Raw genomic sequence first — 23,665 nt, forward strand, 5'->3', positions numbered from 1 at the left:
AATGGGCAAGCTGAGTGTAAAAACATAATAAGGCTTTTCGTGATGCAACTTTCACAATGGCGTAGCTCAGGCCAATTTCTAAACGTTAATGATCAGCAAATTTTCTACACTACCCAAGACGAAGGCCCCGTGCTGTTGTTAATTCATGGATACCCTACCGCGAGCTTTGACTGGGTTAAATTATGGCCTGCACTTACTCAGAAATTTCACGGTGTAACTTTCGATATGCTGGGGTTTGGTTTTAGCACCAAAGCGCCCAAAAAATACAAAATAAAAGAACAAGCCGCGGTGATAGAAACCTTAATGGAGCACCTTCAAATTACGCATGCTCACGTTCTTTCTCACGATTACGGTGATACCGTTGCTCAGGAGTTAGTGGCCCGTCAGTTAGACGGCACTCTTGCTTTTCGTATTGAATCGCTGCATTTGCTAAATGGCGGCCTTTTTCCTGAAGCACATCGTGCATTACCCATTCAAAAACTTTTACTTTCCCCTATTGGCGGGCTACTCATTCATCTTTTAAACAAAAGCGCCATTCGAAAAAGTATGCAAAACATTTTTGGCCCGAACACGCCCCCTTCAGACCAAGACATTAATGACTTTTGGACGCTTATTACTGAAAACAATGGCCACAAATACATGCACTTGCTTTTGAACTATATGAAACAGCGCAAGCAATACAGAGAGCGTTGGGTAAGCGCACTTCAAAATGCCGACGTTCCGGTTCGACTAACCGCCGGCATGGCAGACCCAATTTCTGGTGCACACATTGTGGTAAGATATAAAGAACTTATACCCAAGCCTGACACAGTAGAACTTGCTGATATAGGACATTACCCACAGATTGAGAGTGCTGAATTGGTTTTAGAGTCGATTTTTGGATTTATTGAAGATTAGGTGCGTGGGTGTCGCTTTAGAGAGAAAAATTGGTCGGTATGAGAGGATTTGAACTTCCGACCTAACAATTTATTACTGTGATTTTCATAGCCTCCCCTTTCCCTTGAAAAATCATATTCTGTGTTTTAATGGGACGAGATGTTAGATGTCCGCTCTACGCTCATAGCCGACTTCTGTCACTCAAAGGTGCGGCTACGAAGTATTCCGGAATTCGCGACTTTCTATGTTTGATATAAATAATTATTAAGCACTTCAACTAACTCAAGTGCTTCACTTTTTGACAGATAAGGTATCTTTACAGTCCTAGCCCAAAAGAAAGTTTTACCCGTTTTTAGTTTCACTTGTGAAAAAGGCATAGCCAACATTCTGTTATCCTTCCGGTTCGGGGTAGGAGTCAAAAATTCTACATCTCGATACAGAGTTTCACTGTCTAGAACTTTAATCTCACCTTTTACTTTTGCGGCAGCAATTAAGCCGCACCATTCGTGCGAAAAGAAAACAATATCATCTACATGAATATCGTGAACAAAATTCTTTGCGTCACCATATGCTTCAAGACGACTATTATCTATCATCGACCAAATAGAGTTCTCGTCCCAGCGGCGATTTGTGTCGAATATTACTCCTTTCACATCTCTTGGGTTTTTGTGTTGATCATGTGGAAGTGCAAAGAATTCAAAGTAATTTTCTCCAGCGAGTTCATAAAACCTATATGGTAGGAAATAAATAGAAATATTGTTTTTCTGCCAGTAATCAACGTGAGAAATTAGTGATTGATCGGCTGCACTGCCGATAACTAATAGATGTTGTTTATTGTTCATTTTTTCAGGCTCTAGTTCGTGCTCAAGGCCGAAAGCTTCTTTGTGAGCTTGAACTAGCGACGTTTCGTTTCGACTATGCCGTATAAATTTTTCTTCTAATTTTTGGTAGCTCCATTGACCAGCGTTTTGCATGTATCTTAGAGCTTGATTGACGGCGTCTTCCCCATCAGTTGAACGCTTTAAGCTAAATAATAATAATTCACCAATTTCATTGAGAGCATATATATCCGCTCCTACTGGCCGCTGCTTTAGCGGTAACGCAGGCATTAATCTAGCTTCTTCAAACAATACATCTAAAATACTACTTGCAATTAAGTTCTCTAGATTATCCGCAAGCTTTCCAAAACTCGAAAAGTCTTTGAACTCCAAAGGTTTCAATTTCTTAAAAACGTTGGCTTGTTCTTCTATTTTGTAGAGCATTTTTTCACTCCTTCGAATGATCATTCAGTAAAATAAGATAAGGTATAGTGATTAAAAGGCGCGACAGTATGTGTCGCACATGTAAGGACGAATTGAGATGAGTCAGATAACAGAACGGAATACGCTAAGTCGCCAGTGGGAAATCTTGAGACTCTTACCTTCAGTTGGCGTAGGTATATCGGCCAGAGAACTAGTAGAAAGGCTTACAAGCTTAGGTTTTAATGTTTCAAAGCGTACTGTTGAGCGAGATTTAAATGAGCTATCTCGACAGTTTCCCTTGCTCTGTAACGACAAAAGTAGACCTTATGGCTGGCGCTGGATGGATAATGCTTCGTTTGATATACCTAATCTCAGCATCAGTGATTGTGTTTCCCTGGCAATAACCGAAGAAGTTATCGCTCCACTACTACCACCCTCGGTTTTAAGACCATTAAAGCCGCGTTTCGAATATGCTAAAAAACATTTGCAAGAAGCTAATCGAGACCATGCTCTTGCTCAATGGACGGATAAAGTCGCCATTCGATCACCATCAATGCCGTTACTCCCTCCAGCTATTGACGGACAAGTCCTTAACATTATCCAGAGTGCTCTGCTAGATGATAAGCAAGTGAAAGTTGTCTATTCGGGTGTTTGGGCAGAAGAGGCTAAAACACTCGTGCTACACCCACTCGGGTTGATTCAGCGAGGTAAGATACTTTATTTAGCTGCCACAGCATTTAGCTACAGTGATATCCGTTTATATGCGTTACAGAGAATAAATGTCGCTGAACAGCTGGAGGACAATATTGATAAGCCATTGGATTTTTCGTTGCAACATTATATCGATTCTGGTGCTGCTGAATTTAGTTTGAGTGGTGACATTGCTTTTGAAGCTCGAATTCATCGTTCGGTCATCAACTATCTTTTTGAGACTCCGCTATCCCATGATATGAAGGTTAAAGAAACTAATACTGACTGGCTTAACCTTACTGCCACCGTCAAGGATTCTTGGCAGTTCAGATGGTGGCTACGTTCACAAGGGAGCAGTATTGAAGTGCTCGCGCCTACGAATTTGCGACAAACAATTAAAAATGAAGTCACCGCATTATCCAATTTGTATAAAGTAGATAATTGTTAATCTATGCGACAAGTTATGACGCAGGTTAGATGTAAGTTTTGTGTTTAAGTTGAAAGGATAAAGGATTAAGTAATGACGAAGCGCCATTTAAATGAAAAATTCAAACAATTTGCATGTTCCCACTACGGCTGTGATGGTGGAAATTTAGATTCAAGTGTTTGGGTATGTGGCTTGGAATGGGGAACGGAGTTTAAAGACTTGGCTGATCTAGAAAAGGCAATGGAGGGACCTTTCAATGTGGGCAACTGGGATGGACAGGTACAAGAGCGTCTTAAATATCAATACAATAATAAGATTGCCTGGCTATACAGTTATCTCTATGACTGGGAACATGGGCATAAAGAACAAGCTGTTAGACACAAGCTTATGTGCTCGGATGGCATTGGATTTAAGATGAACGCTTTTCCTATTTCTTTCAAAAATCGCTCCAGTGTATCTTGGAATAGCGATATGGCTAAGCTCATAGGACTGCATTCTTTCGACGTTTATATAGAATGGTGTATTTCACATCGAGGGCGTTTCTTTCAAAGCTTAGTAAAAAAACATAGTCCGCGAGTAATAGTATGTACCGGCAAAGGCTCGATGATGTCCTTTTTTCGCTTTTTCGACTGCGATTTGACGACTGTGGACGACGGTGAAATGTTCAATGTTGCGCGTTGCAATGACAATAACACTCTGGTGTTTGTTGTCCCATTCTTTGGTGGTGCTTCGGGTATCAATAGTTTCGACAAAATGGCTACGCTGGCAAGTAATATATCTAAGTACGCTGATAATGCCTTGGGCTCAACCGGCTGGAAGTAAAGGAGCATGCGAAACCTGAGTATACACTTTGCTTTTTAGGCCTCTGCCTTTTGCGATGGAAAGTATATCGTCTAAGGGTCTGCACTACGCACAGAAACGCGGCAGGAAAAATAATGTAAACACGTAAACTTATGACATTTTAATATCTTTCAGATTAGGTCTCAAAGCACGTGTGCGAGCTCTAGCTCAGACATAAGCAACTACCGCTAAACGAGCAATCTAAAAATTGAAATAAATGGCTTTATGTTTAATGGTTAAAAAAGGGGCTGCAAAGCAGCCCTTAAAGTGATTCAATCTGCTCAGTCCATTCATCAATTGCTTCGGCTGAAAAGTAACGATGTTTCGTTACACCGAAAACATTTTCAAACTCTCCATCATCAACTTCATCTGAATTGATAAAACCAACGATTTGTAGCTCGAACATTAAGAACAATAAGCATCGTTCAGATGGCTCGAAATATTTCTTCCTGAACTCTTCTGGAAGCTGATTTGCGAGACCGTCTGATATAACAAAACCATTGGTAACAAATTGCTCGTTCTTATGTTCGTAAACATAATCCAGGGTTTCTGAGTTGAAATACCAACATAAACGAAACTTGTCAGGCCAAGCTGTTCTTGTCGCTCTTTTGAACTGATGAATGAACGTGATTTGCAGATCATGCTTCTGAGTCTTATTTGTCACAGTTATGTCCTGTTTAGTAAACCTCAGGATTAACTAGTCACGACTAGGGAGAATTTTCATTGTTGATACGGGTGCATCAAGCTGGAAACATAAAGTTAGTAATGAATGATCAGATAAGAAAATTAAAACTGTACTACTGTATAATGTGACAATTATGGGACAGTTTTGGGACGCTTATTTCGCGAGCAATCAATGAGCGGGGTAAGTCATTGAAAAATAGGAGAGATTGGTCGGTGTGAGAGGATTTGAACCTCCGACCCCTGACACCCCATGCCCACCTGCGCGATAACGCTGCGAACTCTACACGCACCTCCGAAAGTCAATACTGGCAAGGCCTCAAGAATTTCACTTCCATTAACCTTTAAGTATTTTGGAGTGAACGAAGTGGCAACTATCCGTCAATTAAAATCAGGCAACTGGAACGTACAGATTCGTGAGCAAGGTAAGCGAATCTCTAAGACTTTTCCAACTCAACAAGAAGCAGAACGTTTCGCCTTAATGGGCTCAAATGAATTGTCTTTTCACGAGGTCTGCGACAAATACCTTGAGCACATGGGCGGTTCTGTACGTTACCGTGTGCGATGCTTGAAGAAAAACTTTAAGTCGCCTCCTACCCTAGCAGAAATCGAAGCGTTTAAGCGTCAGAGGCTCAAAGAAGTAAAGAGCAGTACCGCGAGATTAGACTTACAGATGCTGTCTCGCATCGTTAAGTTTGGAATTGAGCACTTCGAGTTAGATTGGCCTTTTCCCTTCAAGGACTTCAAATATCCTCCTGAATGCCAACCAAGAGACAGAGTAGTAACACAGAAAGAGTTAAAGCTACTGCTTGAAGATTTACCTCCATTAGTTGCATCTGCTACTGAACTCTCTTACGAGACAGCTATGCGTAGAGGAGAAATTGTAAAGATACAAAAACAACATATAGAGTTTCACCAAAACAGACTTTATGTTCCTGAAGCCAAGAATGGCTACTCACGCTACGTTCCGTTAAACGCAAAAGCAACTCAGATTTTAAAAGACAGGCTTATGTCATGTAATAATCATCAAATCCTCTACAACGTTACAGCAGAAAGTCTCTCGAAGGCTTTTAGACGAGCGTGTAAACGCCTAGAAATAACCGGACTATCGTTTCATTCAATGAGGCATTCAGCTATCACTAAGTATGCTCAAAGAGGCCTTTCGGTTAACCAATTAAAAGTTATTTCAGGGCACCGTTCAACTGAGATGCTGGAGCGATACACACACCTTGGGGTTAAGGACGTGGTTTCTCTGATGGACTGATTTCTATAAGTGAAATTTTTTGTAACTATCTTCTTTCACTACCTATTCTTACTCACTAATAAGAAATATCACGAGTGAGAGTTAAGTTGCCGATGATAACAACCTAACAGGTGAAAGAAAAAGTTGATGCGGAAGTCACTGCACGAATACACTCTAGCTTTAAATCTAATTCATCAAAAATGGATATAGCAAGGGGTCAGCATGGACAGACATACTATTGGTGGAATTGCCGTGGGTTTATTTGGCTTACTATGGGTCGTTTTCTTAGTTTCAGCTGTAAATACATTAGACAAACTTGAGGCCAAGGATATTTCAGCTGTTATGAGTATGCTTGTTGCTTCCGCAGCTCTTGTATACACAGGTTATGTCAACAGAAAGAATGAAAAATGGAGAGAATCAGAGGCGTATCTAAAACGAAGTGAACAATTACTACTTGAAGCATTCGAACACTTATCGTCCGAAATGACTGAAGATGGTAAATACCCTCTTAATAACAGAATGCTCTGGATTACATCTGCACGTCTTATCAAGCGTTCAGAGCAACTATCCAAATTAATAATTGAGGAAGCTCATAAAGATATCTACACGAGCACACGACTTTTAATCAAACACCGTTTCTATAGCTTATTAAAGCTGGGCACGGAAGAATCAATGCCTATGGACTACTATGCTATGTCTCCAGAAAAGTTTTATGTTTATGGTACTAAAGATAGAGAACCTCTGGATGAATCCAGCTTAGTAGTGATTTTTCGATTCGCGCAAGATACAGATGGAGTTGATGAACTGAAAGGCAGGTTTACTGATAAAGAAATAAACAAACTTGCACTTTTTGACTCTCGTGGACTTGGCCTGCTGATGAAAAGAGTAAGGGCGTTACTGCAACCCAAGGGTTCAACTAACAACGATTAAGCCTAACGTTTTTAAAACTATGTTAGTCAATATTTATAGCGGCATGAGAATATTGGCAACACAACTGCGAACTATATTTTCTTTCAAGTTGCATAATTCCACTCAGCGCAAATTAAACGACTTAAATCTCAAGAGTCGTTTGATTGTCATGACATAATTAATGTTAGAAAACATAGTTGCCTAGCTGACGTCTCAGTGTTTTTCACTACAAAAATCTGAGAGGCCAATTCGACAATGATGAAGCCTCAACTCCCCCCATAGGGTGCCTCTATGCACCACAGGAACACCGCTAAGACAATCTTCAAGCAAGTCGCAGTTCATCTTGACCAAACACGAAGACAACGCACAGGCTCTGCTGGTGGTTCTATGTTCTCACTCCGGAAATTTCCAGAGTGGTGGCAATGTAAACCGAACGACAAATTTGGAGGTTGGTTATTAGTGCTCGCTATGCAAATTTCCATATCGACATTCGTCCACCAAAGTAAACTTTTTTGAACTTACCTATTGACCGTTCACTTACCGTTCATTATCTTATTGGTCACTTAACCTTTAGACTTTATTGAACAGGATGGATTTATCATGACAGGTCAACTTATCGGTTACGCACGAGTATCAACCACAGGCCAGAAGCTAGACGTACAGTTAGACGCATTGAAGGCGAAAGGCTGCGCTAAGATTTACCAAGAGAAGCGCTCAGGTAAGACAGCAGACCGTCCAGAGTTAGAGAAGATGCTTGATTACGTGCGTGAAGGTGAAGCCATTGTTGTGACCAAGCTAGACCGTTTAGGTCGCTCTGTGGCTGACCTAGCGAATATCTCGAAGTCACTCGATGATAAAGGCGTAGGTCTCATAGTGATTGACCAAGGCATCGACACGACAACACCACACGGTAAGCTAATGTTCCACATGATTGCTGCTGTAGCTGAGTTTGAGTTGTCTCTACGCTACGAGAGACAAATGGAAGGTATCGCTAAGGCGCAAGAGAAAGGCGTTAAGTTTGGGCGTAAGAAGTCTGTAGACCGTGAGAGAGTCCACCAGCTACGAGAGGAAGGCTTGAGCATGGCTAAGATTGCTGAAGAATTAGGCTGTAGTAAGGGAGCGGTGCATAAGATAATCAATGAGTTCATAAGCCAGAGTAATCAACCTAGCTAGTTCGATCACTGAAACTTATAGTTCGTGTGGTCTGTCACTCCTCTACAAGACATCTTCAGCACTATCATAACGGAGTCTCATGCTTAAATGTTCGAGGCTCTGTAAAGCCCTCTCAGATCGAGTTATCTCACCTAATACAATCGTATTAATTGTACCTAGAAAAGCCCGTAGAGAGGCGCTGTCGATCTTTAGAGAGGTCTTGAAGTTACGATTTCCTTTTTCCGTTGGTTTAGACCTAATGACCATGAAGCCCGCATATTCATTAACGTTTTCTAATATAAGGTGAGTCCAGTAAATTCAATGCTTAGACGACTCCCTGACCTATGGAAGAAAAAGTTCAGTTAATGACTCCCTGACATATGGATAAAAAAATTGAACAGATGACTCCCTGACTTACGGACAGAGAGAAATCAACATTCCAGAGGACATCGTGAAGACAAACACTCGGTCACTAACTTCACGGTGGTGAGCTACGGCTCAGGGGCAAGTGACCAGTCAATCAAACTCAAGACCAACACAAAGCTAACAGATACTGGTTCACAGATGATTGTTTCCACCCTTATCTACCTACATAACGTGGGGGGTAAGGGGGGCAACTCTAAGTCACCAAATCTAAGACCAACACCAGTATCGTTTAGTTAGTCTTAAAGACAGTCCGTTACTGGATATATCAATGATTAACCCAATTAGTTAATGGACTAGAGGCAAGTCTTTAAGACTCTCTTAGTCATCCCTTACTCATGTGTATTGATTCATGTGTGTATGGTCTAACTGAGTTTGTTTACTCATATCTTTCTAAGCCTTTGGACTTGTGCTCTACCTCCAGCACTTGTCCTAGGCATCCTTTCGTTCACTGAATACAACCACAAGAGGGTTCTCTGTAGGTAAGCCCTAAGATACCTACATGCAGCCTGAGAGCCTTCTTGTCTTTGTATTCATTTATTTTCACAAAACTTCAACTATAGGAGAAACACTATGACTGACATTAACGTTGTATACGGCCTTATGCGTGACGGTAAGATTATCGCTATGGATGACGGTACCGTGACATTTACTACACCTGAGAAAGCCCTTGAAGCTAAGAAGACGCTTAACTTCGAGGAATCGAAAGGTGTCTCTACCAAGGTTCAAGCATTCGCACTATCACGTACTGTAGTTGCTGGAGGCTAACGATGAATGCACTAGGTAAACCACACAAAGTTGTGTCTCAGCCTTGCATCAACGTGTATCTAACCAGCAAGAACTTCGAGACCGTCCAGAAGTACCAAGCACGACTTCAAGACACTAGAGGCGTGAAAGTAAGCGCTAGTAGTATCGTGAATGAATGTATCCATAATTACTTAACTGACAAGGTTTAAGGCTATGACAACTTCCACATGCAAGGTGTGGGGTTGTTCTCGTCCTATCGATAACGCTAAGTACGGCAAGCACTGTAAGCGACACCGTGAAGCTAATTTGCACAACGGTCATCCAACGTTTAAGCCACCAGCACTATCCAAGCGCTATGCCTCATACAACCAAGAGCTAACTAAAGCTTTTCACGGTGGTAAGCAATGGTACTCAGAGGCTGACTTAACTCACTACGAGAAAGCCTTTGGTGGCTTGCTAGATGAAGCAGAGAAGCTTAAAGCACTATCACCTTACAGACGACTCGGTGACTTACCAATTCGCTCTCAGTTGCTGTATCTGCTCAAGGCATCAGTCGAAGCAGTGGGTAGGCATGTGACCATGAAACAGTGGTTGTGTATCTACCTCGCTGCTTGGTTCAAGAAAGACCTGTTCCCTAACAGGAAGACCTTAGCAATCTTTGTGTGCCGTAAGAGCCTTGTGAGGATGATTAACATGCCTCAGCACATCACAAGGACAGGTAAAAAGAGGCGTTATCGACTGAACGCTAACAGAGCCTTGAAGATGCTAGACATCCTTGAGCCAATCTTCGAGTTATCGCATGTGCCAATTAATAATCTCGGCCTTTGGACTAGGCATTACACATACAAGCTGAACCTATCCAACATCCAGAAGCGAGTTATGAGAGAGAAGCACGAGAAGAACCCTTTTCACGCCAAACAACTTAACCGAATTAAAACCATTAAATCCCTTGAACGAAAATACTTAGGAGGATAAATCCATGAGCAAACAAGCTGACATTATTAGAGAACTTCGAGACCGTCTTAACGCTACTGAGGCTATCTGCCAAGACTTACTGAGTCACTTGTATAACAGCGAAGCACAAGGTCGCATTAAGTTCGATGACTACCGCATTAAATACACACAAGAAGCTATTGAACGTCGAGAAGCTGAAGCCAAGGCGAAACAACTTCGAGACAGTTTCAACACGGCTAAGGCTGATTTCAGAGACATGGCTGAGGCTAACTTCTGGACTCTTGTGTTCCTGAACGAGAAACAGCGACAAGAGAAACTAGACGACATCTGGAGCACTATCACGGATAGCTTGGTGTTGCCTGAAGATGCTAAACGACCTCAACACATTGTGCCTGAACTGACTGTAGACCAGCTTATCAGTCGTCGCTCTGAGTTACTGGATTCAATAAACAGAACTAACGCTACTCAGTACAACGACACCATTGAGCACTGCAACCAGTCTAAAGCTGATTTCGCTTTAAGTATGGAGCGTGAGCGAGACAAGCAGATTGCTGAGATAAATCGCAAGGATGGACTTTCAGAGTCTGAACGACAACAGCAAGTCAGTGAGACAAAAGCTTACTTTGACCGTGAGATTAAGAAGCACTTGCTCGAAATGAACAGACAAATCAGTTCAGCAGAGGTTGGCCTTAAACGTCTTGAAGACTGCAAAGCAGAACTAGCCAAGGTTCAACAAGCACTAGCTAAACAATTAACCCATTAATCGGAGGAATTAGGATATGAGTACACTAACACCACGACTTATCTTTACTGACGGTGCAGCGCCTAACAACCAGAACGGATGTAAACACGGTGGCTTAGGCGTTGTCGTGTTGAATGACCAAGAGGAAGTCTTGGAGACCTACAAGGCACGAGTTGAGCCAGTAGAAGGCAAAGAGACAACCACAAATGTTCGCTGTGAAATGCTGGCAGTTATAAAAGCTCTCGAACTGGCAGAGCCTGAAGACATTATCCACACAGATAACGACATTATTGCTAAGGGCTACAACGAGTGGCTCAAAGGGTGGAAGCTGAAAGGCTGGAAGACTGCCAGTAAGAAGCCTGTAGCCAATCAAGACCTATGGCAACGTATCGACAAGCTGAAGCAAGAGAAGCCTACGGTTGTCGTTAAGTGGGTTCGAGGTCATAGCGGTATCTACGGCAATGAACTTGCAGATAACTTAGCGACTGAAGCTGCTGCTTAACACTTCTCTTAACCACTCCCTGACTTACACATAAACACTTATTGGAGGTATTTCTTATGATTAACACAACTATCAACCCAGCCATTGCAAACAGTGACTCACTAAAAACAGTTGTAGATGCCTGTAACGCAGCAAAGGATAAGGTGTCTATTGAAGATTTAGTAGTCCATGGCAAGGCCTTTCCTCATTCAATCACCACATATCTTGAAGATAAGCACGGTATGGATAAATACGACGTCATCAATTTGGCTGTAAACTTCTTTGATGAAATGTTATGGGTGATTGAGGAACGAGTAGAGCAAGTGTTGGGCTATTCGTATTCAACGGCTCATGAGTTCACCGATTGGTTAACAGGAGCACAAGGTGATTATCTTGATGATGAACCCGTAAAGCATAGTGCTCTAATAGGCGCATTTACCGGAAACACCGATGCCATAGATGCAGCATTCCTATTTTATTACAGCGCAAAGAAAGCAGCGTAAACAGCGATCTAAACGATCTTCTGAGAAGACTTTAAGCCTATCCCTAGGCAATCCCATTACCAACACCTAACTCGATCTTATATCGCCTCTCAGGAGGTCGTTTCCTTTAACCATTAACACACGTATCGGAGGTACAAACTCATGAATACTACTAACAATGAATCAATAGACTTCCCTGACTATTCAACAGGAGAGCTATGTGAGACCACTCAGCAACAACTTAGCGAACTGTTAGAGCAAGAAGAACACGTAGAACTAGCTACAGAAGACTTAGCGATAACAGACATTAGGACAGTTGAGGGTCGTCCAGTCCAACTAAAAGACATCCAGCCTCACACTGTGGTTACTGTCAACGGTATCTCAGGACAAGTAGACCACTTGATTGAAGCTGGAATACTTAGCAAGTCAATCTACGCTGGCAACTACGACGACTATCTCGACGATGCTGAAGACTTCTTTGAGGTATCTGAAGAATCAGAAGATACACAAGGAACACTTGAGTACATAAATACTGAAGCATTAAGCACAGCTAATCAGATTGAAGATGTTATTGGTTCAGCTAATACCATTGATACGTTGACTGCTGTATTGGCTGGCGAAAACTTATCTGAGGAAGTGCTAGTTGGCCTTAGCGAATCTTACGGTGTATCGCCTGAACGAGCAGAGCGAGAGATACACAAAGCAACGGAGCAACTTTACAACGACTTTGCTGACTATGCAGAGAGTGAACTAGGCATTACTGACCCTGAACACTTCTCTGATTGGGTAGCTTATGCAGTGAACCAAGACCTGAAGACTAAGCAGTTGTACCAGCAAGCAGTAACAGGTGCGCTTAGTGGTGACTTCACGTTGTCTCAAGACTTGGTTCAGCAGTACAAGCAGTACTACTTTCCCGTGTGAACAAGATTGTGAACGTTCACAAATTTGACTATCATTGAGACGAAAGTGAAGTTTGTGTGCAGTCTTGAAGATTGATTTTAAGCTGTGTTGTAGAGTACGCCAAATAAGGCTTTAGGGTGTCGCTTCAAAGAAGAGAAGTTGGTCGGTGTGAGAGGATTTGAACCTCCGACCCCTGACACCCCATGACAGTGCGCTACCAGGCTGCGCTACACACCGACCGAAAGAGCGAGTAAGTCTACTTAAATTTGTTCACAATGCAACGAGAATTAGCAATAAGCCTGTTTAAGCGCTCAATTGCTAACCACCTTCGCAAATTTCTACATTAAAACACCTAGTTGCCGTTGTTTTTGATATCAGGCCAAAGTGACGTAGCACACTGCGGTTACAACTAAGGCCACAAGCACGTTCAGCATTATTCCTTCTCTTGCCATTGTTTTAATATCGAACTTTTCAGTTGAGTACGCAATGGCGTTAGGCGCTGTTGCTACTGGCAGCATAAAAGCACAACTTGCGCTTATGGCAGCCGGTATCATAAGTAATTTAGGGTCAACGCCTACCGCCAGACCTGCTGCGGCTAATATTGGCATTAGCAATGTAGATGTTGCTGTGTTTGAAGTAATTTCCGTTAGGAAAGTCACGAATAAGCAAATACCCAGTACTAGTAACAACACAGGCAAGGTTGCGAGCCCAGTTAACCAAGAGCCCATCAACACGCTTAAACCCGATGACATAAACGCTTTTGCAATACAAATTCCACCTGCAAATAGCAGTAGCATTCCCCAAGGAATATCGTTTGCCGTTTTCCAATCGAGCAGCTTGTCGTTGTTACCTTTTGCGTCTACTTCGCCGTTGTCATTGCCGCTATTGGTGAAAAACATTGCGGCAACACCCGCAACGGCTATAGTGCTATCACTGATAGTAGTTACCCCTATCCATGCAGTCCAAAAAGGTCTGAATATCCACGCCATTGCAACCGTACCAAAAATGGCAAGTACACGCTTTTCGGCTTTCGTCCACGTGCTTGGTATGGGTAAATCGATGTTTCCCACTTCTTTTATACCGCGTGCTAACCATAAAGCCATAATCGGTACACCAAGGATCACAATGGGTACACCGGTTTTCATCCAGTCGATAAAGCTGTATTCAACACCTAGTGTTTCTTCATATACGCTCATGAATATAATATTCGGCGGCGTGCCAATTGGCGTGCCTACCCCGCCCAAACTTGCTGAATAAGCAATACCTAGAATAAGGGCAACGCCAAATCGGGGGTTATCGACCGCATTGATAATGGCAATAGCCATTGGCAACATCATCAAAACTGTAGCCGTGTTACTAATCCACATACTAAGTACTGCAGTTGTCAGCATGAAGCCCAGTACCAGTTTAAGCGGGCTGCCGCTGCCTGTTACCCGCAGCATGTAAATGGCAAATCGCTTGTGTAAGTTCGCACGTTCAAGCCCTTTTGAAAGCATGAAAGCTGCCATTAATAAAATAATGACATGACTTCCTAAGGCAGACGCAGCTTCGCTATGCGACAGCACGCCGAATAATGGAAATAACGCAAATGGCAGAAGCGAAGTAGCGGGAATGGGGAGCGCTTCGGTTACCCAAAGTATTGCTACAAAAAGGGTGATTGCAGCGGTAAATATAATTTCGCTGGGCTGATTTACAGCCCATAAGCCCATGCCACTAAGAACGGAGGCGATAAAGGCGAAAAGAATAATAGTATTCTTACGTGTTGGCTGTCGTTGTTGAGAATCTGAAGAGGGTTCAGGATTTGTGTGCATTGCGCTTCCCGTTACTAATAGCTTTATTATAAGTGCCAGGGCAGAAACCCTGGTTATTGCTTTTATATTTTCTATCAGTAATTAGCGGGAAACGCACGAGGCTTTTCCAAAAAAATTGTTTTTAGGTTGTTTTACTTACTTTCGTCGTCTGACGAAATACGGCTGGCTACTGCACCGGCTTGATCCTTATATTTCGCATCAACTCTGGCGTTATAAGGTTTTTCAGCTGGGGCTGATAACACTTCAAAGCTTAGTGCGCCTATTTTCATCTTAGGGCGAAGCGCTAAAGGTAATTTACCGCTGTTGTAAAACTCAAGAACGATGTTACCAGACCAACCTGGGTCGATTCTATGCGCCGTCACGTGAACCATTAAGCCCAAACGCGCCAGTGAAGAGCGCCCGTCTAGCCAACCAACGATATTATCCGGCAGCGTTACTGATTCGTAGGTTATAGCTAGTGCTAATTCGCCTGGGTGTAAGAAGAACGCTTTACCTTCTTCTAGCTCAATTTCGTCGCTCATTACGTGGTCGAGCGCTTCTTGTACCTGCGCTTTTGGCCCACTTAAATCAATAAACGGTGCTTGATGGTCTTCAAACACACGAAATTTGTTACCAAGGCGGATATCTACCGTTACACCGCTAATCTGATCATAGTTAGGTGTAGGCTCAATTTTGATTTTTCCATCTTGAAGATGTTGGTAGATATCGCGGTCGCACAAGCGCATGGTGTATTCCTCATTTCGTTAGGCCGCTATTATGCGTATGTCACCGCATGCATTCAACTGCTCAAAGGCTTGTTTTATCTGCTTTTGCGCAATTTTTATAAAGTTTTAGCGAATTTTAAATTAAAGCGCCAAAACTTGCCTCTATTTTTCCTTGGTTCAGCATCTAACTAGGCTTTAAACTAAACATTCAACACTATTGTGCGTCACCTGTTATTACTTAACCAAATCTCTTTCAATCGTTCCCCTTTTTTCAATCTTTCCCAATAATGCCAATTGGGTCGCCTTTAATGTGTTTAACTGCCCCTTTGCGTGGCTCAACGGTAAGGGCTAATTGCATAGACAGTGCCCGCGCAGCTTCACGGTAACTTTCACTTAAAGCACCGTCGGGTGAGGCAAGTAACAAAGGTGTACCTGCATCGCCATGCTCGCGAATATGAATATCAAGCGGTAGCTGTCCCAAAAGCGGCAGTCCGTGGCGTTCGGCAAGCGCCTCGCCCCCGTCTTTTGAAAACACATAGTCTTTGGTACCACAGGCTCTGCATTGGTAATAGCTCATGTTCTCGATAAGCCCGAGTACTGGCACATCGACCTTTTCAAACATGCTTATGCCTTTTTGGGCATCGGCTAGCGCTAAGTCCTGCGGCGTTGTAACTATCACTGAAGCAGTCAGCGGTACTTGTTGCGCCATCGTCAACTGGATATCGCCTGTTCCTGGTGGCATATCTACAATTAAGTAATCCAGCACGGGCCACAAAGTTTCATCTAGCAACTGCTTTAATGCTCTGCTTGCCATTGGCCCTCGCCATACGGCCGCGTCTTCCTGAGGCACTAAATAACCAATTGAGTTCGCCACCAGCCCATGCGACATAAGGGGCTGCATGTGCTTATTATCTTCGCTTTCAGGGTGTGCATCGGGGTTGCCCAACATAATGGGAATAGACGGCCCATAAATATCGGCATCTAAAATCCCAACTTTCGCGCCTTCTTGCATAAGCGCAAACGCTAAATTGATACTGGTTGTCGACTTACCTACACCGCCCTTGCCAGAGGCCACTGCTATGATGTTTTTAATGTTGGTGACCGGTGCTACTTCAGTTTCTCCACTCGCTACGTTTTGTTTAAACGTAAGCTGGTCATCGCCAAGCTTCCCTTTTAGCTGGTTAAGCACTTGTTGTTTAAGCGCGTCTAGCTGTGTAGCTATACAAAATGGCAAGGTAACTGTCACACCGGCATCTTCATTTTCTGGCTGACTAAAAGCACACCAAGGTAAGGTATCGTCTACGTCTAGCGAGAAATACTTGGCTAAAATAACAGCAACCTTTTGCGTTAGCGGCTCTGCTTTGCGAGAAAAGAACATAAAATGCCTTACTAGTAGTAGAATTGTGTGAATTACGAGATGCAAAAAACGCGGTTTTCCGCTAGTATTTGCAGCCATTTTGAAACGCAAAGAATCAATAACGTCATTATGTCAGAAAAACGCCGAATTCTGGTAACCAGTGCGTTGCCATACGCAAATGGTTCTATTCACTTAGGTCATTTGCTAGAACACATTCAAACCGACATCTGGACTCGTTTTCAGCGCCTTCGCGGAAACGAATGTTACAGTGTTTGCGCCGACGATGCACACGGTACACCGGTTATGCTTAAAGCCCAAGAGCTTGGCATTACACCAGAAGAAATGGTGGCTAGAACCCGTGCTGAACACCACCAAGACCTTGTTGATTTTCACGTTGATTACGACAACTACTATGTAACCCATTCGCCAGAAAACAAGGCATTGTGTGAAGAAATTTACACACGTTTAGATAACGCGGGTTACATTAGCAAGCGCACTATTAACCAACTGTTCGACCCTGAAAAAGAAATGTTCCTGCCAGATCGTTTCGTTAAGGGTACCTGCCCAAGCTGTGGCGCAGAAGATCAAAACGGCGATAGCTGTGACGTATGTGGCGCAACGTATAGCCCAACAGAAGTTAAGAACCCGCGCAGCGTGGTGTCTGGTGCTACACCAGTACTACGCGAATCTGAGCACTTCTTCTTTGACCTGCCAAAGTTTGAAGGCATGTTAAAAGAGTGGATCCGCTCGGGTGCACTGCAAGAAGAAATGGCAAACAAGCTACAAGAATGGTTCACTGAAGGTCTTCAGCAGTGGGATATCAGCCGTGATGCGCCTTATTTCGGTTTTGAAATTCCAGGTGCACCTAACAAGTTCTTCTACGTGTGGGTAGATGCGCCTGTTGGCTACATGGCTAGTTTCAAAAACTTCTGCGACCAAAACAATCTAGAGTTTGATGACTTCTGGAAAGCAGACTCAGAGGCTGAGCTTTACCATTTTATCGGTAAGGATATTACTTACTTCCACTGCCTATTCTGGCCTGCCATGCTAGAAGGTGCGGGATACCGTAAGCCTACTGGCGTAAATATTCACGGTTTTGTAACGGTGAACGGCGCGAAAATGTCAAAGTCGCGCGGTACTTTTATAAAAGGCCGTACTTACCTTGATCACCTGAACCCAGAGTATCTGCGTTACTACTTTGCGTCTAAGTTGGGCGACGGTGTTACTGACATCGACCTAAACTTTACTGACTTCGCACAAAAAGTGAATTCAGACCTAGTAGGTAAAGTGGTAAATATTGCTAGCCGCTGTGCAAGCTTCATCACTAAGCGTTTCGATGGCAAATTGTCTGACAACGTGATTGAGCCAGAGCTTATTGCTGAGTTCCAAAACGCATCTGAAAGCATTGCTGCACTATTTGAGAAGCGTAAGTACCACCAAGCCGTGCGCGAGATTATGGCCCTTGCTGACAAAGCAAACCAGTTCATCGACAACAACGCACCTTGGGTAACCATTAAAGACGAGACTAAGCAGCAGTTCACACACGATGTGTGCTCGCTAGGTATTAACATGTTCCGTCTGTTGGTGATTTACTTGAAGCCTGTACTACCTGTACTTGCAGAAAAAGCAGAAGAATTTCTAAACGACTCGTTTGACTGGAATTCACTGCAAACCCTATTGAAAGGCCACGCCATCAACAAGTTTAAGCCGATGATGCAGCGTGTAGAAATGGAGAAAATCGACGCCATGGTTGAAGATTCAAAAGAAAGCCTAGCGCCAGCAGCACCGGCAATCGACCCAGACAGCCCGCTTGCTAAAGACCCTATCAGCGACACTATCTCGTTTGATGAGTTCGCCAAGGTAGATTTACGTATTGCACGTATCGCTAAAGCTGAACACGTAGAAAAAGCTGACAAGCTTTTACGTTTAGAACTAGATTTAGGCGGCGAAACTAAGCAAGTTTTTGCAGGTATTAAGTCGGCCTACTCGCCTGAAGCCCTAATCGGTAAACATACAGTAATGGTGGCGAACCTCGCCCCTCGTAAAATGCGTTTTGGCATGAGTGAAGGCATGGTATTAGCCGCGGGCCCTGGCGGCGACGAGCTATACATTCTTGAGCCGCACGAAGGTGCAAAGCCGGGTATGCGCGTTAAGTAAGCTTTAAAGCGAACATATAAAAAAGTAAGGTGACATTCAGCGCTATTAAGCGACGGGATGTCACCTTTTTTATTGGGCGGTCAAAGCGGCGCTCAGATTTATAAGGCAAAAATCACATAGGCAACGTCACGGATCAAGCACAAACCCAGTAAGCTAAGAAACCCTATAGCAAAGCATCTCAACCCATCGTTACTCATACATTCTTTCCCCCAATGCCCCAAAGTGAATTAGGCTAATGGCTTCAGGTCAACAAACGAGCTAGAACCATTCGGGTTCATTGATAGCGATCTAACCCTCTTTCTATAACGTAGTCAGCGTGATTTATTAATGAAAGAGGTATTTATGGAAGATTTATTCGGGACTAATATCGATTTATCGGAATTAACCGAAAAAGCCATATCATTGGTGATGACTTACACCCCCAAATTGCTATTAGCTATTCTGACTTTGGTGGTGGGTCTTTGGCTAGTGAATCGTTTTGTAACTCTGTTGGATCACCGAATAGGAAAAAAGGACCCCACGCTAAACAAGTTTTTATGCGGGCTTATTAGTGCCGTTTTAAAAGTCATGTTGTTAATTTCTGTTGCCTCTATGATAGGTATTGAAACCACCTCATTTATTGCAGTAGTTGGGGCGGCAGGTTTGGCTATAGGTTTAGCTTTACAAGGCAGCCTGGCTAATTTTGCTGGCGGTGTGCTAATACTGATTTTCAAACCCTTTAAAGTGGGTGACACCATTGAAGCAGAAGGCCATTTAGGTTCTGTTGCAGAAATACAAATTCTTTATACTGTAATCAACACCTTTGACAATAGGCGTGTTGTTATTCCCAACGGGAATCTGTCCAATGCCACACTAACTAACGTTAGCGTATATGATAAACGCCGCTGCGACATGACATTTGGTATTGGCTACGATGACGATATAGACAAAGCAAAGAAAATTTTGCAACGTCTGTTTGAAGAAGACGAGCGTTCACTGACCGATCCTGAACCTAGGATATGTGTTGGTGGGTTAGGTGATAACTCAGTCGACCTGATGTTTAGACCGTGGGTCGGTACAGATGACTTGTGGCCTTACTACTGGGATATGCAGGAAAAAGTTAAAAAAGCCTTTGATGAAGAAGGTATTAGCATCCCTTATCCACAGCGAGATGTGCATTTGTATAAAGCAAACGAAGAGTAACCTACTAACGTGGAGATAGCTTTCTAGGCTATCTCCATCTCCCCTTCAGATTGGGTTATAAACGCTAAAGCCTAGGGGTCTGGTACAGCAATCAACCAAATACTTAAAAGGGTTAACGCTTTTTACAGCCTTTTAGTTAAAAGCCTGGCCCGCGCTACGTGCGCGTGACATATACATTAACACCGCTAACGCAGCGTACGATTTACCGAGGAAGTCCGTACACTGGCCCCCACCGCCGAAAAACGCGGTTTTAAATTACGTTTAGGTTTTATGGCCGTCATAGGGATTACCCGCTTTTTCGCGAGGATTACATATACCGCGCTGCACCAAGGTAAATAAGAGGATAAATAATCCTGAAGTTTAACCGCCCCTTTCCACTTTTGTTGAAAAAAGAGCGTTGAGAACATTACTTGACGTTGTTCAACAATTTCAAATCCCAGCAACTGAAGCCAATCTTTAATGCGATAGGATGTAAAAAAACGTGCATCGTGCAAAATATTTCCGCGCTTAACGGGTAGGAACTTGGCGATACCGGCAAGACTTAATGGGTTAAAGCCACTTATGATGACATAACCGTTTTGCGTAATAACACGGTCTACCTCTCTTAATATCTCGTGAGGGTCTTGAGCGAAATCTAACTCGTTAGCCAATAGAAAGCCATCAATACTATTTTCAGAAAAAGGTAAAGAATGCGACTGCCCTACAATGGTATTTTCTCTGCTAATGGTTGATTCGCGGCTTTCATCCTGTGATTGTGAAGGTGCAACATTATTGTCTGAGGTACTATTAGATGCAGTGTTGTCGTCTGACTGGCAGCCAAATTGATTATCAAAGGGCACTTGATTGATGTGGTGCCTAATAGGGCTAGTGTTTAAATTAATCTCGGTACTTAAAGAGCCTAGCTTAGCAAAGTGATACCCAAATATGCGCTCAGCATAATCGCTACACACTGTATTTACGGCATCGCGGATATGCTCACCTGCGGGGAAATCACCCCAGCTTGTCGGGTAGCGAGGCGGTTTGGCTCTAAAGGCCGATCTCATTAACACTGCGCGCTCTTAGGTTGCTCTGCTGTTCACAAGTCCCTATAGTAACGCATAATTCTACCTACACAAGCAGGTACTCTTATGACGGCAGAAACGCTTCCTTCAGATGTAACAATTCATCCTATCCCCGCTTTTACTGACAACTACATTTGGTGCATTCACAACGGTAACAGCGCTATAGTCGTTGACCCGGGCGATGCAGAACCTGTATTGGCTTTTCTCAAAGCCAATAAATTATTACTTAGTGCGGTTCTTATTACCCATCATCATAGAGATCATACTGGTGGCATCGCTAAGCTAGTATCTACCGTACCGGATTTACCGGTTATAGGGCCACGAGGCAACCATATAAGAGGCATCACTAAATCGGTGGCGCAGGGCGACACCGTTTCTCTTCCCGTGTTTAAAATGGCACTTCAAGTTATGGAGGTGCCGGGTCACACGCTAGATCACATCGCGTTTTTTGGTCATGGCGTACTATTTTGCGGTGATACGTTGTTTTCCGCTGGCTGCGGGCGCTTATTTGAAGGCTCGCCAGAGCAAATGCATCATTCTTTGAATAAGTTAAAGCGATTGCCTGACACTACCAAGGTGTACGGCGCCCACGAATATACGCAAGCAAACGTTGCATTTGCGCTTGCTGTTGAGCCTGACAATACGGCACTAAACGACTACTCAGATTGGGTTAACGCTAAGCGAGAACAGAATCAACCTACTTTACCAAGTACCCTAAAAGAGCAAAAAAGCATAAACCCATTTTTACGAGCTCATGAACTTTCTGTGAAAACTGCTGCCGAAGCCTATTGCGAAAATAACCTGGCTGACGATGTAGCGGTATTTGCTGCAGTTCGCCGCTGGAAAGATGAGTTTTGATGCAAAAGTAAGCCGATTATCGTAATATTGCCGGTTTGCAGTGCTCCAAGAGGTTTCTTCATATATGCAGTTGAAGTTTTTCCCTCTATCGCCATTGTTGTTGGCGATAGGTTTAACGGGTTGTCAGATAACAGATAATAATAGTGACAACGCGCAATTAGAAAGTAACGAAAATGCTTCGCTAGAAGCGTGCAGTGAAATTCATAGCAATGAAGAAGCTATTTCTGATTGTGAGTTAGCAAGAGATGGCGTTGTTGAAGTCGTGCACCCAAATGACGATACGCTAGAAGAAGGTGCCGAACTTACCGCGACACCTGACATGCATACGCAGGCTGTTGTAACAGACGTGTGGGAACGTGCTAGCGCAAACTTTGCTTTACCTATCCCTGACAATAAACGTCTAAATGCACAGAGAAAGTGGTACTTAAAGCACCCTGAATACATGGCTCGCGTTGTTAAACGTGCCAAGCCATTTCTTTACTACATCGCAGAAGAAATTGAAAAGCGTGACATGCCGATGGAGTTAATTCTCTTGCCCATCGTAGAAAGCGCATTCGACCCTTTCGCCTATTCTCATGGTCGGGCAGCCGGTATGTGGCAATTTATCCCAGGCACCGGTAAGCGGTTTGGTATGGACCAAAACTGGTGGTACGACGGGCGCCGCGACGTTGTTGCGTCAACACAAGGTGCACTGGATTATCTTACCTATTTAAATGAGATGTTTGACGGTAACTGGCTACATGCACTAGCTGCCTATAACAGTGGTGAAGGCCGTGTTCAACGAGCGATTAAAGCTAACAAACGTGCAGGTAAACCTACCGATTTTTGGAACTTGAACTTACCGAAGGAAACACGTGCGTATGTGCCTAAGTTATTAGCCCTTGCTGATATTCTTAAAAACAAAGATGAATATGCATACTCATGGCCAGAAGTAGAAAACGTTGCCGTTATTGAAGTGGTTGATATTGGCTCTCAGGTCGATTTAGCGTTTGCGGCCGAGCTTGCCGGCATGTCTTTGAAAGAGCTTCATGGATTAAACCCTGGGTTCAATCGCTGGGCTACATCCCCAGATGGCCCTCACCGCTTAGTACTTCCCCTTGATAAAGCTGCTGCGTTTACGCAAGCCCTTGCTAAGATTGATCAAAAAGAGCGTCTTAACTGGGTACGTCACACCGTTAAGTCTGGCGATAGCTTAGGTAAAATTGCAAAGCAATATCACACAACAGTGAAAGTGCTGAAAAGGATAAATGAGTTAGACTCATCAATGATCAGAATAGGTCAAGCGATAATGGTACCTGTAGCGCTTCAAGAGTTAGACAGCTATACCTTATCGCAAGAGCAACGTTTAGCCAGTTTACAAAACAACAGCTCTTCACAGCAAAAAGTGCGTCACACCGTTAAATCCGGTGATACGCTATGGGATATTGCGCGTAAGTACAAAGTAAGTACTAAGCAGTTAGCTAAATGGAACGGCATGGCGCCGGGTGATACGCTTCGTCCAGGAAAAACTTTGGTTATTTGGCAGAAAGGCAAAGCGCAAGCCGGGGTTACAAAAAAACTGACCTACACAGTAAGAAACGGTGACTCGTTATCTCGTATCGCCAGCAAGTTCAATGTTAAGGTAAGTGACATTGGCAAGTGGAACTCCCTAAACACTAAGCGCTATCTGCAACCCGGTCAAAGACTTAAACTGTATGTAGACGTGACAAGGTTGAACGCATCGAGCTAGTGACTCGGCCTAGATTAG

Annotated in this window: 22 protein-coding genes and 1 tRNA gene; 16 read left to right on the forward strand and 7 right to left on the reverse strand. The window is 43.4% G+C overall.

The genetic code is table 11. From position 1 onward, the window contains the following. The first annotated feature begins 42 nt into the window (after window positions 1–42). Window positions 43–897: an alpha/beta fold hydrolase gene (locus ACYTPF_RS09040; RefSeq protein ID WP_461852103.1), complete on the forward strand. Its 855-nt coding sequence runs from the start codon at window positions 43–45 to the stop codon at window positions 895–897. 221 nt (window positions 898–1,118) lie between these two features. Here the strand turns inward: ACYTPF_RS09040 and ACYTPF_RS09045 are convergent, their stop codons facing one another. Further along, window positions 1,119–2,138, reverse strand: coding sequence for a hypothetical protein (locus ACYTPF_RS09045; RefSeq protein WP_461851972.1), 1,020 nt, complete (start codon window positions 2,136–2,138; stop codon window positions 1,119–1,121). A gap of 97 nt (window positions 2,139–2,235) precedes the next feature. Here ACYTPF_RS09045 and ACYTPF_RS09050 point away from each other — a divergent pair, with 97 nt between their 5' ends. Together ACYTPF_RS09050 and ACYTPF_RS09055 are read left to right on the forward strand one after the other, a co-directional pair. Continuing rightward, complete coding sequence (locus ACYTPF_RS09050) at window positions 2,236–3,255, forward strand: helix-turn-helix transcriptional regulator (RefSeq protein WP_461851973.1); 1,020 nt, start codon at window positions 2,236–2,238, stop codon at window positions 3,253–3,255. 72 nt (window positions 3,256–3,327) lie between these two features. Next, complete coding sequence (locus tag ACYTPF_RS09055) at window positions 3,328–4,056, forward strand: hypothetical protein (RefSeq protein WP_461851974.1); 729 nt, start codon at window positions 3,328–3,330, stop codon at window positions 4,054–4,056. Between the two features lie 280 nt (window positions 4,057–4,336). On the opposite strand, the gene ACYTPF_RS09060 is transcribed toward ACYTPF_RS09055, so the two are convergent. Then, a complete protein-coding gene (locus tag ACYTPF_RS09060) occupies window positions 4,337–4,738 on the reverse strand; it encodes a hypothetical protein (RefSeq protein ID WP_461851975.1) in 402 nt (133 codons plus the stop codon). 384 nt (window positions 4,739–5,122) lie between these two features. Between ACYTPF_RS09060 and ACYTPF_RS09065 the strand changes: the two genes are divergently transcribed. The 9 genes from ACYTPF_RS09065 (at window position 5,123) to ACYTPF_RS09105 (ending at window position 12,809) form a co-directional block, all read left to right on the forward strand. Beyond that, entirely contained in the window at window positions 5,123–6,019 is an 897-nt protein-coding gene (locus ACYTPF_RS09065) for a tyrosine-type recombinase/integrase (protein WP_461851976.1), read from the forward strand. A gap of 201 nt (window positions 6,020–6,220) precedes the next feature. After that, window positions 6,221–6,928, forward strand: a complete 708-nt coding sequence (locus ACYTPF_RS09070; RefSeq protein WP_461851977.1) for a hypothetical protein — start codon at window positions 6,221–6,223, stop codon at window positions 6,926–6,928. A gap of 579 nt (window positions 6,929–7,507) precedes the next feature. Beyond that, window positions 7,508–8,080 carry a recombinase family protein gene (locus ACYTPF_RS09075; RefSeq protein ID WP_461851978.1) on the forward strand — a complete coding sequence of 191 codons (573 nt, stop codon included), beginning with the start codon at window positions 7,508–7,510 and terminating at the stop codon, window positions 8,078–8,080. A gap of 975 nt (window positions 8,081–9,055) precedes the next feature. After that, a complete protein-coding gene (locus tag ACYTPF_RS09080) occupies window positions 9,056–9,250 on the forward strand; it encodes an RNA-binding protein (RefSeq protein ID WP_049586892.1) in 195 nt (64 codons plus the stop codon). Between the two features lie 192 nt (window positions 9,251–9,442). Further along, entirely contained in the window at window positions 9,443–10,204 is a 762-nt protein-coding gene (locus ACYTPF_RS09085) for a hypothetical protein (RefSeq protein WP_461851979.1), read from the forward strand. Between the two features lie 4 nt (window positions 10,205–10,208). Then, window positions 10,209–10,946: a hypothetical protein gene (locus tag ACYTPF_RS09090; protein ID WP_461851980.1), complete on the forward strand. Its 738-nt coding sequence runs from the start codon at window positions 10,209–10,211 to the stop codon at window positions 10,944–10,946. A 16-nt stretch (window positions 10,947–10,962) separates the two neighbouring features. Next, complete coding sequence (locus ACYTPF_RS09095) at window positions 10,963–11,427, forward strand: RNase H family protein (RefSeq protein WP_461851981.1); 465 nt, start codon at window positions 10,963–10,965, stop codon at window positions 11,425–11,427. Window positions 11,428–11,483: 56 nt separating this feature from the next. Then, window positions 11,484–11,909, forward strand: a complete 426-nt coding sequence (locus tag ACYTPF_RS09100; RefSeq protein WP_461851982.1) for a hypothetical protein — start codon at window positions 11,484–11,486, stop codon at window positions 11,907–11,909. Between the two features lie 141 nt (window positions 11,910–12,050). Further along, window positions 12,051–12,809: a hypothetical protein gene (locus tag ACYTPF_RS09105; RefSeq protein ID WP_461851983.1), complete on the forward strand. Its 759-nt coding sequence runs from the start codon at window positions 12,051–12,053 to the stop codon at window positions 12,807–12,809. A 139-nt stretch (window positions 12,810–12,948) separates the two neighbouring features. Here the strand turns inward: ACYTPF_RS09105 and ACYTPF_RS09110 are convergent. The 4 genes from ACYTPF_RS09110 to apbC all read right to left on the reverse strand — a co-directional run bounded on the left by ACYTPF_RS09110 (window position 12,949) and on the right by apbC (window position 16,681). Next, window positions 12,949–13,025: transfer RNA gene (locus tag ACYTPF_RS09110), tRNA-Pro, on the reverse strand. A 137-nt stretch (window positions 13,026–13,162) separates the two neighbouring features. Next, entirely contained in the window at window positions 13,163–14,599 is a 1,437-nt protein-coding gene (locus tag ACYTPF_RS09115; protein ID WP_461851984.1) for an SLC13 family permease, read from the reverse strand. Between the two features lie 131 nt (window positions 14,600–14,730). Continuing rightward, window positions 14,731–15,324: a dCTP deaminase gene (gene dcd / locus ACYTPF_RS09120; protein ID WP_461851985.1), complete on the reverse strand. Its 594-nt coding sequence runs from the start codon at window positions 15,322–15,324 to the stop codon at window positions 14,731–14,733. Window positions 15,325–15,574: 250 nt separating this feature from the next. Beyond that, window positions 15,575–16,681, reverse strand: coding sequence for an iron-sulfur cluster carrier protein ApbC (apbC, locus tag ACYTPF_RS09125; protein WP_461851986.1), 1,107 nt, complete (start codon window positions 16,679–16,681; stop codon window positions 15,575–15,577). A 108-nt stretch (window positions 16,682–16,789) separates the two neighbouring features. Between apbC and metG the strand changes: the two genes are divergently transcribed. Together metG and ACYTPF_RS09135 are read left to right on the forward strand one after the other, a co-directional pair. Next, window positions 16,790–18,817 (forward strand): methionine--tRNA ligase, encoded by a 2,028-nt coding sequence (metG, locus tag ACYTPF_RS09130; RefSeq protein WP_461851987.1) that lies wholly within the window; start codon window positions 16,790–16,792, stop codon window positions 18,815–18,817. 342 nt (window positions 18,818–19,159) lie between these two features. Then, entirely contained in the window at window positions 19,160–19,999 is an 840-nt protein-coding gene (locus ACYTPF_RS09135; protein ID WP_461851988.1) for a mechanosensitive ion channel family protein, read from the forward strand. A gap of 185 nt (window positions 20,000–20,184) precedes the next feature. Here ACYTPF_RS09135 and ACYTPF_RS09140 read toward each other — a convergent pair whose 3' ends face one another. Then, complete coding sequence (locus tag ACYTPF_RS09140; protein WP_461852104.1) at window positions 20,185–21,042, reverse strand: class I SAM-dependent methyltransferase; 858 nt, start codon at window positions 21,040–21,042, stop codon at window positions 20,185–20,187. Window positions 21,043–21,126: 84 nt separating this feature from the next. Here ACYTPF_RS09140 and gloB point away from each other — a divergent pair, with 84 nt between their 5' ends. Together gloB and ACYTPF_RS09150 are read left to right on the forward strand one after the other, a co-directional pair. Further along, window positions 21,127–21,918: a hydroxyacylglutathione hydrolase gene (gene gloB, locus ACYTPF_RS09145; RefSeq protein ID WP_461851989.1), complete on the forward strand. Its 792-nt coding sequence runs from the start codon at window positions 21,127–21,129 to the stop codon at window positions 21,916–21,918. A 64-nt stretch (window positions 21,919–21,982) separates the two neighbouring features. After that, the gene (locus ACYTPF_RS09150) at window positions 21,983–23,647 is read left to right on the forward strand and encodes a lytic transglycosylase (RefSeq protein ID WP_461851990.1); all 1,665 of its coding nucleotides are present in this window, start codon (window positions 21,983–21,985) and stop codon (window positions 23,645–23,647) included. The last annotated feature ends 18 nt before the right edge of the window (window positions 23,648–23,665 follow it).

The organism is Alteromonas sp. HB246098, assembly GCF_054890645.1.